Genomic DNA, 14,632 nt, shown 5'->3' with positions numbered 1-14,632 from the left:
TACGGGGTGTACGGGTCTCCCCCGCGCGCCGTACCCGGCTTTACGAAACATTGACTCCGAAGTCTAGAGCGATGCCCCTCAGCCCCGACGCGTACCCCTGGCCCACCGCCCTGAACTTCCATTCTCCCTGGTAGCGATAGACCTCGCCGAAGATCATCGCGGTCTCGGTGGAGGCGTCCTCGCTCAGGTCGTAGCGCGCGAGTTCCTGGCCGTCGGCCTGGTTGACCACGCGGATGAAGGCGTTGCTGACCTGGCCGAAGGTCTGGCCGCGCTCGTCCGCCATGTGGATGGAGACAGGGAAGACGATCTTGTCGCACTGGGGCGGGACCTTGGAGAGGTCGACCAGGATCGACTCGTCGTCGCCCTCGCCCTCACCGGTGAGGTTGTCGCCGGTGTGCTCCACCGAGCCGTCCGGGCTCTTGAGCTGGTTGTAGAAGACGAACCACTCGTCCCCCAGCACCCGCCCGTTGTTGCACATCAGGGCGCTGGCGTCGAGGTCGAAGGGTGCTCCGGTGGTGGAGCGCGCGTCCCAGCCGAGCCCGATCATCACCTGGGTGAGGTCCGGTGCGGCCTTGGACAGGGAGACATTGCCTCCCTTGGCGAGCGTGACGCCCATGCTGCTGGTCCCTCCCCGAGACGGTGCTTCTTTGGTTGTCCTGCGCGTCCGGCGCCGCACGCAAACCGCACGGCGCCGGACGGTGAGCCCCTTCGGACGTCGGTCGAACGTCGGCTCAGACGTTCACACCGAAGTCCTGCGCGATGCCGCGCAGGCCCGAGGCGTAGCCCTGGCCGATGGCGCGGAACTTCCACTCCGCGCCGTGCCGGTAGAGCTCGCCGAAGACCATGGCGGTCTCCGTGGAGGCGTCCTCCGAGAGGTCGTACCGGGCGATCTCGGTGCCGCCGTCCTGGTTGACGACGCGGATGAACGCGTTGCGCACCTGGCCGAACGACTGCTGGCGGTTCTCGGCGTCGTAGATCGACACCGGGAAGACGATCTTCTCGACGTCGGCCGGGACGCCGGCGAGGTTGACCTTGATCTGCTCGTCGTCGCCCTCGCCCTCACCGGTGAGGTTGTCGCCGGTGTGCTCGACCGAGCCGTCAGGGCTCTTGAGGTTGTTGAAGAAGACGAAATTCGCGTCGTTGCCGACCTTGCCCTCGGCGTTCGTCAGCATCGCGCTGGCGTCGAGGTCGAAGTCCGTACCGGTCGTGGTGCGGACGTCCCACCCCAGACCGACGATGACCGCGGTCAGGCCCGGGGCCTCCTTGGTCAGTGATACGTTGCCGCCCTTGCTGAGGCTGACTCCCACGAGTCCTCCATTGGTGTCCAGGGGCGGGGAGCCCCGCCGTGCGTTTCCTGTCGGATCAACGACTCGATCCTAGTGACGGGTTCCCGTACCACGCAGGCCTTGGAACCGAACAATCACAGGGTGTCGAGCGCCTTGACGTACTCGTTCAGGTCGCGCGCGTCCGGCAGACCGTTGACGACGGTCCAGCGCACGACGCCCTCCTTGTCGATGACGAAGGTGCCGCGCACCGCGCAGCCCTTGTCCTCGTCGAAGACGCCGTACGCGCGCGAGGTCTCGCCGTGCGGCCAGAAGTCGCTCAGCAGGGGGTACTCGAGGCCCTCCTGCTCGGCGAAGACGCGCAGGGTGTGGATGGAGTCGTTCGACACGGCGAGCAGCTGTGTGTCGCGGTCGGAGAACTCCGGCAGATTGTCGCGCAGCTCGCACAGCTCGCCCGTGCACACGCCGGTGAAGGCGAAGGGGTAGAAGAGCAGCACGACGTTCTGGTGGCCGCGGAAGTCGGACAGCTTCACGGCCCTGCCGTGGTTGTCCTTGAGCTCGAAGTCGGGGGCCTTCTCGCCGACCTGGATCGCCATCTCGTGGATGTCCCTTCGGTGGGGCTGTTCGGGTGAGACCACCCTACGCAGCGATCACCGGGGACCATCGGACGGGCTGGGTGAGGCGGCCGAGGTCGCGTACCCGGCCCGTCCGGCGTTCTGTGGCTACTTCTTCTTGGTGGCTGCGGCCTTCGGCGTCACCAGCCGGCTGCCGCTCCAGTCCTTGCCGACGCTGACGCTCTTCGACGCGGAGAGCCCGGCGGTCGTCGCGGCTTCGGAGATGTCGCTGGGCTCCACGTAGCCGTCCCGGCCGGTCTTCGGCGTCAGCAGCAGGATCGAACCGCCCTCTTCGATGTACGTGGTGGCATCCACCAGCGCATCCGTCAGGTCGCCGTCCTCGTCGCGGAACCACAGCACCACGGCATCGGCTACGTCGTCGTAGTCCTCATCCACAAGGTCGCTGCCGATGACTTCTTCAATGGCCTCGCGGAGTTCCTGGTCTACGTCGTCGTCGTAGCCGATCTCCTGGACCACCTGCTCGGGCTGGAACCCCAGCCTGACGGCAGGGTTCGTCCGCTCCTCCGCGTGGTCCGCGGTCGCGCTCACGGGTTGCCTCCTGATCATGTCTTGGTGAATAACTCAGCCACGCGCGTGCGCGAAGCATTGGCCGTAGTCCACACGGGCGGGGCGGATCGCGCAAGTACCCGGCCGTTCAGACCGCCGAAACGGTGACGTTCCGGGCCGTGTCGCCGCAACTCGAGGCATGCCGCCACGACCCGACAGTGATGCACACCACACCCTTCTGCCCCGTTTGTGCCTTTGGGAACCTTCCGTGGGTACCGGACGCTTTACGAAGGACCGGTTACCTCACAGTAGAGATGACGTTTACGCCCCCGAGGTACACGATGGGGAACGGTGCAGGCACAGCGCAAACCCCCGAGAACACCTCGAAAAGCAGCCCTCTGACAGGTAAGGAACAGCGTGGCTTCCGGATCCGATCGCAACCCGATCATCATTGGCGGCCTTCCGAGTCAGGTTCCTGACTTCGATCCCGAGGAAACCCAGGAGTGGCTCGACTCCCTCGACGCCGCCGTGGACGAGCGCGGCCGGGAGCGGGCCCGTTACCTGATGCTCCGGCTGATCGAGCGGGCCCGCGAGAAGCGCGTGGCCGTGCCCGAGATGCGCAGCACGGACTACGTCAACACCATCCCCACCAAGAGTGAGCCGTTCTTCCCGGGCAACGAGGAGATCGAGCGGAAGATCCTCAACGCCACTCGCTGGAACGCCGCGGTGATGGTCTCGCGCGCCCAGCGGCCCGGCATCGGCGTAGGCGGCCACATCGCCACCTTCGCCTCCTCCGCCTCGCTCTACGACGTCGGCTTCAACCACTTCTTCCGCGGCAAGGACGAGGGCGACGGCGGCGACCAGGTCTTCTTCCAGGGCCACGCCTCCCCCGGCATCTACGCCCGCGCGTTCCTCCTGGACCGCCTCGGCGAGCAGCACCTGGACGGCTTCCGGCAGGAGAAGTCGAAGGCGCCGTACGGGCTGTCCAGCTACCCGCACCCGCGGCTGATGCCGGACTTCTGGGAGTTCCCGACCGTGTCGATGGGCCTCGGCCCGATCGGCGCGATCTACCAGGCGCGGATGAACCGGTACATGCACGCGCGCGGGATCGCCGACACCTCCAAGTCGCACGTGTGGGCGTTCCTCGGCGACGGCGAGATGGACGAGCCGGAGTCACTGGGCCAGCTGACCATCGCCGCGCGCGAGGGCCTGGACAACCTCACCTTCGTCGTCAACTGCAACCTCCAGCGCCTCGACGGCCCGGTGCGCGGCAACGGCAAGATCATCCAGGAGCTGGAGTCGGTGTTCCGGGGCGCCGGCTGGAACGTGATCAAGCTGATCTGGGACCGCACCTGGGACCCGCTGCTCGCGCAGGACCGCGACGGCATCCTGGTCAACAAGATGAACATCACGCCGGACGGGCAGTTCCAGACGTACGCCACCGAGACCGGCGCGTACATCCGCGACCACTTCTTCGGCGACGACCAACGGCTGCGCACGATGGTCGAGGGCATGACCGACGACCAGATCCTGCACCTGGGCCGCGGCGGTCACGACCACCGCAAGATCTTCGCGGCATTCAAGGCGGCCGTCGAGCACAAGGGGCAGCCGACGGTCATCCTGGCGAAGACCATCAAGGGCTGGACGCTGGGCCCGAACTTCGAGGGCCGCAACGCCACGCACCAGATGAAGAAGCTGACGGTCGACGACCTCAAGCACTTCCGCGACCGCCTGCACCTGCCCATCTCCGACAAGGAGCTGGAGAGCGGCCTGCCGCCGTACTACCACCCGGGCCGGGACTCCGAAGAGATCCAGTACATGCACGACCGCCGCAAGGGCCTCGGCGGTTACGTCCCCACGCGCGTCGTGCGCTCCAAGCCGCTGGCGCTGCCGGACGACAAGACGTACGCGACCGTGAAGAAGGGCTCGGGCCAGCAGTCCATCGCCACCACCATGGCGTTCGTGCGGCTGCTCAAGGACCTCATGCGGGACAAGGAGATCGGCAAGCGGTTCGTGCTGATCGCACCGGACGAGTACCGCACGTTCGGCATGGACTCCTTCTTCCCGAGCGCGAAGATCTACAACCCGCTGGGCCAGCAGTACGAGGCCGTGGACCGGGACCTGCTCCTCGCCTACAAGGAGTCGCCGACCGGGCAGATGCTGCACGACGGCATCTCCGAGGCGGGCTGCACGGCTTCGCTGATCGCCGCCGGCTCGGCGTACGCGACGCACGGCGAGCCGCTGATCCCGGTCTACGTCTTCTACTCGATGTTCGGTTTCCAGCGCACCGGCGACCAGTTCTGGCAGATGGCCGACCAGCTGGCGCGCGGATTCGTACTGGGCGCGACCGCGGGCCGTACGACGCTGACCGGTGAGGGTCTCCAGCACGCCGACGGCCACTCGCAGCTGCTCGCCTCGACGAACCCGGGCTGTGTGGCCTACGACCCGGCGTACGGATTCGAGATCGCGCACATCGTCCAGGACGGTCTGCGCCGGATGTACGGCGGCTCCGAGGAGCACCCGCACGGCGAGGACGTCTTCTACTACCTAACCGTCTACAACGAGCCCATCCAGCACCCGGCCGAGCCGGACAACGTCGACGTCGAGGGCATCGTCAAGGGCATCCACCGCTTCTCGGCGGGCACTTCGGGGTCGATTCCGGCGCAGATCATGGCGTCGGGTGTCGCGGTTCCGTGGGCGGTCGAGGCCCAGCGGATCCTCGCCGAGGAGTGGAACGTCCGGGCCGACGTCTGGTCGGCGACCTCGTGGAACGAGCTGCGGCGCGAGGCCGTGCGGTGCGAGGAGTACAACCTGCTGCACCCGGAGGAGGAGCAGCGCGTGCCGTACGTGACGCGCAAGCTGGCCGAGGCTCAGGGACCGTTCGTGGCCGTGTCCGACTGGATGCGATCGGTTCCGGACCAGATCGCGCGGTGGGTGCCGGGGACGTACCAGTCGCTGGGCGCGGACGGCTTCGGCTTCGCCGACACCCGTGGGGCGGCCCGTCGCTTCTTCCACATCGACGCGCAGTCGATCGTGGTGGGGGTGCTGACCGAGCTGGCGAGGGAGGGCAAGGTGGACCGCTCGGCGCTGAAGCAGGCCATCGACCGGTACCAGTTGCTCGACGTCTCGGCGGCGGACCCGGGGGCGGCGGGCGGCGACGCGTAGCGCTGCGTAGTGCTGCGTAGTGCTGCAACACGCTGCACGGCTTGAGCGGCGGAGGGTGGTGGGGCCTGGTGGCCTCACCACCCTCACCGTTTCTTTACGATGCGGTCATGAAAGAGCAATCGGCGCAGGTGCGTTGGGAACAGCGCACCCAGCGGCCCCTGCTGGCGCTGGCCGTGGTGTTCGCCGTCGCGTATGCCCTGCCCATAGTGGACAGTTCGGCGAGCCGGTCCCTGACGCGTGCGTGCACGGTGGTCGAGTGGATGGTGTGGGGGGCGTTCGCCGTCGACTATCTGGTGCGGTTGGCGCTCGCGCGGGACCGGCGGGTGTTCGTACGGACGCACTGGCTGGACCTGTGTGCGGTGGTGCTGCCGCTGATCCAGCCGCTCAGGCTGCTGCGGCTGGTGTCGACGCTGGTGCTGGTGCAGCGGCGGGCGCGGATGGCCTCGCAGATCCGGCTGACGACGTATGTCGGTGGGGCCGTGGTGGGGCTGTTGATGTTCGGGTCGCTGGCGGTGCTGTCGGTGGAGCGGGAGTCGCCGGACGGGAACATCCATACGCTGGGTGACGCGGTGTGGTGGTCGTTCACGACGATGACGACCGTGGGATACGGGGACCATGCGCCGACCACGGGGCTGGGGCGGATGATCGCGGTGGGGCTGATGCTGTCCGGGATCGCGTTGCTGGGTGTGGTGACCGCGAACATCGCCGCGTGGTTCATCGCGCGGTTCGAGAAGGACGATGTGGAGGAGCGGCGGCAGACGGAGGCGATCCGGATGCTGACCGATGAGGTGCGGGCGCTTCGGGCCGAGGTCGCGGTGTTGCAGGAGCGGTCGGCTCGACACTGACGGAGCCTTACACGAAGGTGGGCCCCCGGTCGTCCCACCGGGGGCCCTTCCCTCACTCGCCCCGGGTCAGAACATGCCGTTGCCCGGGGTTGCCGCTCCGGCCAGCCAGATGACCGCCAGGAGCGTGTCGATAGCGCCCAGTACGAGGGCGACCAGGGCCGGTGCGGGGCGGTTGCCCGCCCAGGTGCGGCCCATGGCGAGCCAGCCGCAGACGATCGCCACGGGGCCGAGGATGATCCCCAGCACGAAGAATCCGGCGATCGCGCAGATGACTCCGATGATTCCGAGCGTCGCGCGATCCGGCCCGGTCCGTGACCACGTCCGGCCACGTGAGCGGGGGTACCTGCGCGTTCCGTGTCCGAAGCCCGCCATCATCAACTCCCTGAACCCCTTGGTTGATTCGGGTTCGTTCCGGGTTCGACGAGGCGAGTACCCCCGCTGCGATTCCCAATCCTCCGACAATCCTCCGACAATCCCTCCGACAATCCCTCCGGCCTTGCGGCGCGCCGCCCCCCTCCGGCAGCGCGCCGCAGCACCGGCCGCCCTCCATGTCCTGGGCAGGCTCCCGAACTTGCCTGGGGAACATGCCGTACGGAGGGCTTGGCACACTCTGGCCCGCGACGCCTGCCGAGCGGGAGGGAACCTTTAGCTTTGTCACCCGGATAGGGGAACTCCAGGCCCCTCTCCCGGAGTTCGGCGCCTCAGATGTGCCCGACGCCCGCGCCCGCCTCCGCGTTCTCGCCGCGCTTGGTGAGCATGGCGACCAGGACGGCGACCACGGCGACTCCGGCGGCGACCAGGGACGCCAGGCTCATGCCGGAGATGAAGGTGTCGTGGGCGACATCGTTGATCTTCGTGACGACCGCCTCCGGCGTGCCCGGTGCGATCGGCGCCACGCCGACCTGGACCGCCTCCGAGGCCTGGTGCTCCTGGGCCGCCGTGAGCGGCGGGAGCCCCGCGTCCTTCCAGTTGCCCGCGAGGTCGCTGTCGACCTTGGAGGCCATCACGGCGCCGAGGACGGCCGTACCGAGGCTGCCGCCGATCTGCATAGCGGCCTGCTGGAGACCGCCGGCCACGCCGGACAGCTCCATCGGCGCGTTGCCGACGATGACCTCGGTGGCGCCGACCATGACGGGTGCGAGGCCGAGGCCCAGCAGGGCGAACCAGACCGACATGATGGCGCTGCCGGTGTCCGTGTCCAGCGTGGACATGCCGTACATGGCGATCGCGGTGAGCGCCATGCCGCCGGCCAGCGGGACACGGGGACCGAACTTGGTGATCATCGCGCCCGCGAGCGGAGAGCCGACGATCATCATCCCGGTGAGCGGGAGCAGGTGCAGGCCGGCGTCGATCGGGCTCATACCGTGCACGTTCTGGAGGTAGAACGTCACGAAGAACAGGCCGCCCATGAAAGCGATGGCCATCAGGACCATGAGCACGACACCCGCGGAGAGCGGGACCGAGCGGAACAGCGCCAGCGGGATCAGCGGCTCCTTCACCTTCGTCTCCCAGAAGGAGAAGAGCGCGAAGCCGACGACCGACACGACTATGAACGTCCACGTCTTGCCGTCGCCCCAGCCCCATTCGGGGGCCTTGATGAGCGCCCAGACGAGGCAGAACATCGCGGCCGACAGCAGGGCGATGCCCAGGATGTCGAAGGAGCGCGGCGCGTTCTCCGCGCGGTGGTCGAGCAGGATCATGACGCCGAGGACGACGGCGAGGATGCCGACCGGCACGTTGATGAAGAACACCGACTGCCAGTTGACGTGCTCGACCAGGACACCGCCGAGGATCGGGCCGCCCGCGGTGGAGGCGCCGATGACCATGCCCCAGATGCCGATGGCCATGTTGAGCTTCTCGGCCGGGAAGGTGGCCCGCAGCAGGCCGAGCGCGGCCGGCATCAGCAGCGCGCCGAACAGGCCCTGCAGGACGCGGAAGGTGACGACCAGCGCGATGCTGCTGGACAGGCCGATGGCACCGGAGGCGGCCGCGAAGCCGACCACGCCGATCAGAAAGGTCTGGCGGTGGCCGAACCGGTCACCGAGTTTGCCCGCGGTGATCAGGGAGACCGCGAGGGCGAGGAAATAGCCGTTGGTGATCCACTGGACCTCGGCGAAGGTCGCGCCCAGGTCCTTCTGGATGGCCGGGTTGGCGATGGCCACGATGGTGCCGTCGAGGGCCACCATCATGACCCCGACCGCCACGGTGATGAGGGTGAACCAAGGGTGGCCGCGCAGCCCGGTGGCCGGCGAGCCGTCCGACGGGAGTGATGGTGCCTTGTCCCCCGACCCCGTCGTGTCGATGGTGGTCTGACTAGTCATGCGGTCGAGGCTAATGACAGCCACTGACAGTTGACAAACCAATTCACAAGTCGGTAACTGACACGTCACTTACAGATAGTCTGAACTGGGCAAACAGTTCGAAGGAGAGGAACCATGGACACGGCATCGCCACCGGGTCTGCGCGAGCGCAAGAAGCAGCGCACCCAGGACGCGCTGCTGCGGGCCGCCATCGAACTGTTCGCCACCCGCGGCTACGAACAGACCACCGTCGATGACATCGCCGAAGCCGTCGACGTCTCGCAGCGCACCTTCTTCCGTTACTTCGCGAGCAAGGAGGACGTGGCGTTCTTCGTGCCGCGGATCGCGGAGTCGCACTTCGTCGAGGCCCTGCGCGGCCGCCCGCCGCACGAGGCCCCGCTGGAGGCGATGCGCCGGGCCGTCCTGGAGAGCTGGGACACCATCGGCGAAGCCATCGAGCGGGTGGTGCCGCTCGAACTCCACATGCGCACCTATCGGATGATCGAGTCGTCGCCCGCCCTGCTCGCCGCCCACCTGCGGCGCTCGGCGGAGCTGGAGGAGGAGACCGCGCGCATCATCGCCGCGCGCGAGGGGCTCGACGTGGACGCGGACCCGCGGCCGCGCCTCGTGGTGGCCGTCTTCAGCGGCGTGGTCCGGGTGACCGAGCGGATGTGGTCGGTGGGGGAGGATTTCAGCATGGAGGCCATGCGCGAGCTGACCGCGTCGTACCTCGATCAGGTGGGTCCGCCGCTCCTGGGGAACTGGCGTACGACGTGAGATCCGCGTCACCGATATCGAAACGTGATCCGTACCACTCGGTTAACGCGAGACCCTGTCGTTCTCCTAGTGTGTCCTTTCAGTGACTTCCTTCGATACCTCTCCGCAACTGAACGTCTGGCGCGCACTGCTCGCGCTGGCCGTCGTGTTCGTGATGCTGGCGACCACCGGCTGGACCGCACTGCGCACCCAGCGGAGCACCACCGCCCTGCAGTCCTCGCTCAGCGAATGGGAGGACGGACGCCTCCACGGGCACCGGCTGCCGGACCCGGACGCGGCCCCCGGCCTGCTCTCCCGTTTCTTCGCCTCGCTCACCGCACACGAGCGCACGGATCTCGCCCGGCGCTACCCGCTAGCGGTCGGCAACATGAACGGCGCCCCTGTCGAGTTGCGCTACCAGGCCAACCGCATCGCGCTCGGGCAGGCCCGCAAGGTCGAGCTGAAACGCATGCACGACACCCGGCTCACCCCGGACGGGCAGCGGGAGGCGGGCCGCCGTATGCACCGCTACGAGGCGCTGTTGACCAAGGGCCGCCGCATCCTCGCCTTCGACCCCGCCGGCCAGGGCCGGGTCGCCGAGGTCTTCGGCAGCCTGAACAAGGCCGAGCGGGTCTCCGTCGTCGTCCCCGGCGTCGACACCGACCTGCTCACCTTCCAGCGCACGTACCGCAAGTACTCCGCGCCCGTCGGCATGGCCGAGTCCCTGTACGCCGCCGAGCGCGCCGCGAGCCCCACGACGCCTACGGCAGTGATCGCCTGGGCCGACTACACCGCGCCCGACGGACTCGGCATCGACTCGGCCACCGCGATGCGCGCGGCGGAGGGCGCCGTCCGGCTGAACGCGCTGCTGCGCGGGCTGCCCGGCAGCTCCCCCGTCTCCCTGTTCTGCCACAGCTACGGCTCCGTGGTGTGCGGCCTCGCCGCCCGCACGCTGCCGGACCGGGTGGCCGACATAGCGGTGGCCGGAAGCCCCGGAATGCGTGCCGCGACGGCCTCCCACCTGCACACCTCAGCCCAGGTATGGGCGATGCGGGACGCCGACGACTGGGTCCAGGACGTGCCGTACCTGGAGGTCGGCGGGTTCGGCCACGGGGCCGACCCGATGTCCTCGGCGTTCGGCGCGCGAGTGCTGTCGGCGCGCGGCGCGGACGGGCACAGCGGCTATTTCGAACCGGGCACGGAGAGCCTGCTGAACTTCGCGGAGATCGGCACTGGCGCATACCGCTCGGTGCACTGCGCGGGCGATACGGCGGCCTGCCGGGAGGGTTTGTCCGACACGACGACGGCCGGACGCGCGTAGAGGCGCAGGAACTGCGGTCTGTACGGGGAGGGGACGAAGGTGCTCGTGCCGCATACGATGAGCCGCATGGGTGACGTACTGGCCGGATTTCATGCCGCCTGGGAGTTCGAGTCCGACTCCGTGCTCATCCGCTACGAACGGGGGATGCGAACACCCAAGCTGTTCCAGGCGCTCGGCGAGCGCCGTGTCCCGCTGTCGGCGCTCTCGGGGGTGACGCTCACCCCGGGCAGGCGCGGGACCGTGGTGCTGCGTGCCGAGCCGAGGCCCGGCGCCGATCCGCTGATGGAGGCGGCCGCGGGGCAGCTCAAGGAGAGCTCCGATCCGTATCGGCTGGTGCTGCCGGCCGACAAGGAGACGCTCGCCGAGTACTACGCCGACGAACTGCGGGCGCAGTTGAGCAAGGCGGGCGACGAGCCGGCCGAGCGGTTTCTGGTGCCGGCGCCTGAAGTGCCGTTGCAGTTCAAGGCGTACGACGGGAAGGCGTCCTTCGACGGACGGACCGTGCACTACCGGTGGTTCTGGACGGGGGCGTCGTCGGCGAAGTGGAAGGCCGGCGACCAGAGTTTCCCGGTCGCCGACCTGACGGGCGTCGAGTGGCGGTCCCCCGAGGTCTTCGAGGGGCATCTGCGGTTGCTGCGGCGCGATGTGGCCGCGCCGCCCGCGCAGGCGGATCAGGATCCGGCGGCTGTGGTGTTCGGGCTGGGGTACGGTCCGGTGCACGAGTCGCTGCCGTTCGCCGCGGCTGTGCTGGCGGCCGTACGGGAGTCCGGGGCGGTTCCCGCACTGCCCTCCGGAGGGCCACGCCGGGACCCCGCCGACATCGCCGAGCGGATCCGTCACTTGGGAGAGCTGCACCAGGCCGGGCTGGTGACGGACGAGGAGTTCTCGGTGAAGAAGGCGGAGTTGTTGGCGGAGCTGTAGAAGGCTCCTACTCCCTGCCTGCGGAAGCGAAGGACATGTCGGGGTAGCGCGTGCCCGCCACCTGTGCCGCGATCGGCTCCAGCAGGGCCATGTCCTGCGGGCTCAGCGTGATCCTCGTGGCCGCCGTGTTCTCCTCGATGCGGGTGACCTTGCGGGTGCCCGGGATCGGGACGACCGGCAGGCCGTGCATCCGTGCCTGCTGCTGTACCCACGCCAGCGCGATCTGCCCGAGCGAGACCCCGTGGGCCTCGGCCACCTTGCGTACCGGCTCCAGGAGGGCCGCGTTGGCGGTCGCGTTGTCGCCGGTGAAGCGGGGGTGGGTGCGGCGGAAGTCGTCCGAGGTCAGGTCCTTCTCGGCGTTCACGAAGGTGCCCGCGAGGAAGCCCCGGCCCAGCGGCGAGTACGGCACCAGGGCCACGCCCAGTTCACGGGCCGCCGGCACCACGTACGCCTCGATGTCCCGGCTGAACAGGGACCACTCCGACTGCACGGCGGCGATCGGGTGCACGCCCTGCGCGGCGCGCAGCTCGTCGGCCGTGACCTCGCTCAGACCGAGGTGCTTGACCTTGCCCTCGCGCACCAGCTCGGCCATCGCGCCGACGGTCTCCTCGATCGGCACGTTCACATCGCGCCGGTGCATGTAGTAGAGGTCGATCACATCGACGTCCAGGCGCTTCAGGCTGGCCTCGACGCTCTGGCGGATGTACGGCCGGTCGTTGCGGATGACCCGTGTCGTCGGGTCGTCCGGCGGGATCGACAGGGCGAACTTCGTGGCGATGACGACCTCGTCCCGGTGCGCCTTGAAGAAGGGCGAGAGGAACTTCTCGTTCTCCCCCGCGCCGTAGGCGTCCGCCGTGTCGTAGAGAGTGACGCCGAGTTCCAGGGCGCGCTCCAGGGTGGCCCGCGACTCGCCCGCGTCCGTGGGGCCGTACGCGAAACTCATTCCCATACAGCCGAGGCCTTGTACGCCGACCTCGGGGCCACCGTCGCCGAGCTGGACCGCGGGGATCTTGCTGTCCGTCATCAGGACCTCTCCGACGCCAGGGCCCGCCCGGCGTCCGCGTAGAAACCGATCTTCCGGTCGAGGAAGGCGAGCGTGTCCTGAAGCTCGGCCATCCGGGCCAGGACGTCCTGGCGGGTCGCCTTCAGCAGCTCGAACCGGTCGCCGTAGGTGTGGTCGCCCTCGCGCACCAGATCCGCGTACCGCACCATGTCGGCGACCGGCATGCCCGTCAGCCGCAGCTTGCCGACGAGGTCGAGCCAGTCGAGGTCGCGGTTGCTGTAGCGGCGCTGCCCCGTGTGCGAGCGGTCTATGTGCGGCATCAGGCCGATGCGCTCGTACCAGCGCAGCGTGTGCGCGGTCAGACCGGTGATCGCGACGACCTCGCTGATCGTGTAGCTGTCCTGGCCTTCCGGACGCCGCCCGGCCTGCTGCGGGGCGGCACAGCTGTCGGTCCTGGTACCCGTGGTCTCCATCACCGTCATGGCCTCAACGCTAGGACCTTGGAGTGCACTCCAAGCAAGCGGAACCGGTAAGAAATCGGCAGGACACGTCACAAGGTGCCTGACTAGCGTGCGGGACATGAGTCTTGTACGACGTGCTGCGGCCGAGGACGCGGAGGAAGTGCTGCGTCTGCGCCAGGTGATGATCGATTCGATGGACCGACCGGATGCCGCGGACACGGCGTGGCACGCGGAGTCCCTGCCGGCCCTGCGGGGCCGACTGGCCGAGCCCGACGGGGACTTCGCGGCGTTCGTCGTCGACCATCCGGAGCGGCCGGGGTCGCTCGCGGCGCTGGTGGTCGGGACGATCGACTACCGGATCGGGAAGGCCAGCAATCCGCGCGGGCTGTCCGGGTACGTCTTCAGCGTCGCCACCGACCCGGACGCGCGGCGCCGCGGGTACGCGCGCGCGTGCATGGAGGAACTGCTCGCGTGGTTCCGCGAGCGGGGAGCCGGACAGGTCCTCCTCACCGCCTCCAAGGAGGCCGAGCCGCTGTACGCGGCCCTCGGCTTCGTCCGCAAGCCGGACCCCGCGATGGGACTGGTGCTCTGAGCGGCTTAGGCTCGACGCATGTCCTTGCAGAGCCTCGCGTTGATCGAAAACTGGCCGGTTCCCACCGCGGCGGCGGGTGTGGTGCGGGCCGACGGGACGGTCCTGGGGACCCACGGTCCGGTCGGGCGGCGTTTTCCGCTGGCCTCGGTCACCAAGCCGCTCGCCGCGTACGCCGTTCTCGTCGCGTACGAGGAGGGGGCGGTCGACCTCGACGAGCCGGCCGGGCCGCCCGGGGCGACGGTGCGTCATCTGCTCGCGCACACCTCGGGGCTGGCCTTCGACGAGCACCGGGTGACTGCGGCGCCCGGGGAGCGGCGGCTGTACTCCAACGCCGGGTTCGAACAGCTCGGGGACCATATCGCCAAGGCGACGGACATTCCGTTCGGCGAGTATCTGCGGCAGGCGGTGCTGGAGCCGCTGGGTATGGCCTCGACGACTCTGGAGGGCTCTCCCGCGAAGGACGGCGTGTCGAGTGTGGAGGACCTTGTGCGGTTCGCGGCGGAGGTGCAGGCGCCGCGGCTGCTGGATCCTCGTACGGTCGCGGAGGCGATGTCGGTGCAGTACCCGGGGACGAAGGGGGTGCTGCCGGGGTACGGGCACCAGAGCCCGAACGACTGGGGACTGGGGTTCGAGATCCGGGACGGCAAGTCGCCGCACTGGACGGGGGCTTCGTCTTCGTCGCGTACGTTCGGGCATTTCGGGCAATCCGGCACGTTCCTGTGGATCGACCCCGACGCGGGCGTGGCGTGCGTGGCGCTGACCGACCGTGCCTTCGGACCCTGGGCGATCGAGGCGTGGCCGGTGTTCACGGATGCTGTGCTGGCGGAGTTGCGGGGCTGAGGTCGGCGGGGGGTACCGCGGGGG

At 68.8% G+C, this 14,632-nt stretch carries 14 protein-coding genes and 1 pseudogene; 7 read left to right on the top strand and 8 right to left on the bottom strand.

Annotated elements, in window-relative coordinates; genetic code table 11:
* Nucleotides 1–40: 40 nt before the first annotated feature.
* The 4 genes from CLM62_RS31490 to CLM62_RS31475 all read right to left on the bottom strand — a co-directional run bounded on the left by CLM62_RS31490 (nucleotide 41) and on the right by CLM62_RS31475 (nucleotide 2,446).
* On the bottom strand, nucleotides 41–616 hold the full coding sequence (locus CLM62_RS31490) for a TerD family protein (protein WP_095753294.1): 576 nt from the start codon (nucleotides 614–616) through the stop codon (nucleotides 41–43).
* Nucleotides 617–731: 115 nt separating this feature from the next.
* Nucleotides 732–1,307, bottom strand: coding sequence for a TerD family protein (locus tag CLM62_RS31485; protein ID WP_095753293.1), 576 nt, complete (start codon nucleotides 1,305–1,307; stop codon nucleotides 732–734).
* 113 nt (nucleotides 1,308–1,420) lie between these two features.
* Nucleotides 1,421–1,879, bottom strand: coding sequence for a peroxiredoxin (locus CLM62_RS31480; protein ID WP_095753292.1), 459 nt, complete (start codon nucleotides 1,877–1,879; stop codon nucleotides 1,421–1,423).
* Between the two features lie 126 nt (nucleotides 1,880–2,005).
* A complete protein-coding gene (locus tag CLM62_RS31475) occupies nucleotides 2,006–2,446 on the bottom strand; it encodes a DUF3052 domain-containing protein (protein WP_172629393.1) in 441 nt (146 codons plus the stop codon).
* A gap of 375 nt (nucleotides 2,447–2,821) precedes the next feature.
* On the opposite strand from CLM62_RS31475, the gene aceE reads away from it, so the two are divergent.
* Nucleotides 2,822–5,569, top strand: a complete 2,748-nt coding sequence (gene aceE, locus CLM62_RS31470) for a pyruvate dehydrogenase (acetyl-transferring), homodimeric type (protein WP_095753290.1) — start codon at nucleotides 2,822–2,824, stop codon at nucleotides 5,567–5,569.
* A 107-nt stretch (nucleotides 5,570–5,676) separates the two neighbouring features.
* Nucleotides 5,677–6,414, top strand: coding sequence for a potassium channel family protein (locus tag CLM62_RS31465; RefSeq protein ID WP_095753289.1), 738 nt, complete (start codon nucleotides 5,677–5,679; stop codon nucleotides 6,412–6,414).
* 66 nt (nucleotides 6,415–6,480) lie between these two features.
* Here CLM62_RS31465 and CLM62_RS31460 read toward each other — a convergent pair whose 3' ends face one another.
* The gene (locus CLM62_RS31460; protein WP_095753288.1) at nucleotides 6,481–6,789 is read right to left on the bottom strand and encodes a small hydrophobic protein; all 309 of its coding nucleotides are present in this window, start codon (nucleotides 6,787–6,789) and stop codon (nucleotides 6,481–6,483) included.
* Nucleotides 6,790–7,093: 304 nt separating this feature from the next.
* Nucleotides 7,094–8,717 (bottom strand): annotated as a pseudogene (locus CLM62_RS31455) (MFS transporter); the annotation flags it as partial.
* A 132-nt stretch (nucleotides 8,718–8,849) separates the two neighbouring features.
* Between CLM62_RS31455 and CLM62_RS31450 the strand changes: the two are divergent.
* The 3 genes from CLM62_RS31450 (at nucleotide 8,850) to CLM62_RS31440 (ending at nucleotide 11,712) form a co-directional block, all read left to right on the top strand.
* Nucleotides 8,850–9,491, top strand: coding sequence for a TetR family transcriptional regulator (locus CLM62_RS31450; RefSeq protein ID WP_095753286.1), 642 nt, complete (start codon nucleotides 8,850–8,852; stop codon nucleotides 9,489–9,491).
* An 82-nt stretch (nucleotides 9,492–9,573) separates the two neighbouring features.
* Nucleotides 9,574–10,791 carry an alpha/beta hydrolase gene (locus tag CLM62_RS31445; RefSeq protein ID WP_095753285.1) on the top strand — a complete coding sequence of 406 codons (1,218 nt, stop codon included), beginning with the start codon at nucleotides 9,574–9,576 and terminating at the stop codon, nucleotides 10,789–10,791.
* Between the two features lie 57 nt (nucleotides 10,792–10,848).
* On the top strand, nucleotides 10,849–11,712 hold the full coding sequence (locus tag CLM62_RS31440) for a DUF4429 domain-containing protein (RefSeq protein ID WP_095753325.1): 864 nt from the start codon (nucleotides 10,849–10,851) through the stop codon (nucleotides 11,710–11,712).
* Nucleotides 11,713–11,719: 7 nt separating this feature from the next.
* Here the strand turns inward: CLM62_RS31440 and CLM62_RS31435 are convergent, their stop codons facing one another.
* Nucleotides 11,720–12,736: an aldo/keto reductase gene (locus tag CLM62_RS31435; RefSeq protein WP_095753284.1), complete on the bottom strand. Its 1,017-nt coding sequence runs from the start codon at nucleotides 12,734–12,736 to the stop codon at nucleotides 11,720–11,722.
* Nucleotides 12,736–13,197: a MerR family transcriptional regulator gene (locus CLM62_RS31430; protein WP_095753283.1), complete on the bottom strand. Its 462-nt coding sequence runs from the start codon at nucleotides 13,195–13,197 to the stop codon at nucleotides 12,736–12,738. The genes CLM62_RS31435 and CLM62_RS31430 overlap by 1 nt, the downstream gene beginning before the upstream one ends.
* 97 nt (nucleotides 13,198–13,294) lie before the next feature.
* On the opposite strand from CLM62_RS31430, the gene CLM62_RS31425 reads away from it, so the two are divergent.
* Together CLM62_RS31425 and CLM62_RS31420 are read left to right on the top strand one after the other, a co-directional pair.
* Nucleotides 13,295–13,768 (top strand): GNAT family N-acetyltransferase, encoded by a 474-nt coding sequence (locus CLM62_RS31425; RefSeq protein WP_095753282.1) that lies wholly within the window; start codon nucleotides 13,295–13,297, stop codon nucleotides 13,766–13,768.
* 18 nt (nucleotides 13,769–13,786) lie between these two features.
* On the top strand, nucleotides 13,787–14,608 hold the full coding sequence (locus CLM62_RS31420; protein ID WP_095753281.1) for a serine hydrolase: 822 nt from the start codon (nucleotides 13,787–13,789) through the stop codon (nucleotides 14,606–14,608).
* The last annotated feature ends 24 nt before the right edge of the window (nucleotides 14,609–14,632 follow it).

Origin of the sequence: Streptomyces sp. SA15 (genome assembly GCF_002291145.1) — a bacterium.
GTDB lineage: Bacteria > Actinomycetota > Actinomycetes > Streptomycetales > Streptomycetaceae > Streptomyces.
The sequence above is the reverse complement of the archived record's forward strand: the minus strand, read 5'-3'. Positions and strand labels throughout refer to the sequence as shown.

Bases quoted from the DNA above. Each gene is read 5' to 3' on its own strand.
- CLM62_RS31450 (WP_095753286.1), top strand. From the start codon at position 8,850: ATGGACACGGCATCGCCACCGGGTCTGCGCGAGCGCAAGAAGCAGCGC.
- CLM62_RS31480 (WP_095753292.1), bottom strand. From the start codon at position 1,879: ATGGCGATCCAGGTCGGCGAGAAGGCCCCCGACTTCGAGCTCAAGGAC.
- CLM62_RS31465 (WP_095753289.1), top strand. From the start codon at position 5,677: ATGAAAGAGCAATCGGCGCAGGTGCGTTGGGAACAGCGCACCCAGCGG.
- CLM62_RS31435 (WP_095753284.1), bottom strand. From the start codon at position 12,736: ATGACGGACAGCAAGATCCCCGCGGTCCAGCTCGGCGACGGTGGCCCC.
- CLM62_RS31425 (WP_095753282.1), top strand. From the start codon at position 13,295: ATGAGTCTTGTACGACGTGCTGCGGCCGAGGACGCGGAGGAAGTGCTG.
- CLM62_RS31420 (WP_095753281.1), top strand. From the start codon at position 13,787: ATGTCCTTGCAGAGCCTCGCGTTGATCGAAAACTGGCCGGTTCCCACC.
- CLM62_RS31490 (WP_095753294.1), bottom strand. From the start codon at position 616: ATGGGCGTCACGCTCGCCAAGGGAGGCAATGTCTCCCTGTCCAAGGCC.
- CLM62_RS31460 (WP_095753288.1), bottom strand. From the start codon at position 6,789: ATGATGGCGGGCTTCGGACACGGAACGCGCAGGTACCCCCGCTCACGT.
- CLM62_RS31430 (WP_095753283.1), bottom strand. From the start codon at position 13,197: ATGACGGTGATGGAGACCACGGGTACCAGGACCGACAGCTGTGCCGCC.
- CLM62_RS31440 (WP_095753325.1), top strand. From the start codon at position 10,849: ATGAGCCGCATGGGTGACGTACTGGCCGGATTTCATGCCGCCTGGGAG.